At 47.7% G+C, this 279-nt stretch carries 1 protein-coding gene; it reads left to right on the top strand.

The features are described from left to right. Nucleotides 1-279: X2-like carbohydrate binding domain-containing protein (locus SB725_RS30885; protein ID WP_410923182.1), on the top strand; the 279-nt coding region annotated here is incomplete at both ends.

Raw genomic sequence — 279 nt, 5'->3', positions numbered from 1 at the left:
CTATTAAAAACGGAAGTACGCCTCTTGTGCTAGGAACAGATTATAGCCTATCGGGGAGCGTAGTAACGATCAAAAAAGAGTATTTGGCTACGCAAGCAGTTGGAACGACAAGCCTAGTCTTTGCGTTCAGTGCAGGTGCGACGCAGACGCTAACAATTACGGTTAGTGATACAACGCCGCCACCAACCTATATCGTAACGTATAATGGCAACGGAGCAACGAGCGGAACAGCACCAATAGATAGCGGCACCTATGAACAAGGAGATACCGTAACCGTAC

Source organism: Pseudomonas sp. SIMBA_041, from assembly GCF_046535095.1.
In the GTDB taxonomy this organism is placed as follows: domain Bacteria; phylum Pseudomonadota; class Gammaproteobacteria; order Pseudomonadales; family Pseudomonadaceae; genus Aquipseudomonas; species Aquipseudomonas mucoides.
The sequence above is the reverse complement of the archived record's forward strand: the minus strand, read 5'-3'. Positions and strand labels throughout refer to the sequence as shown.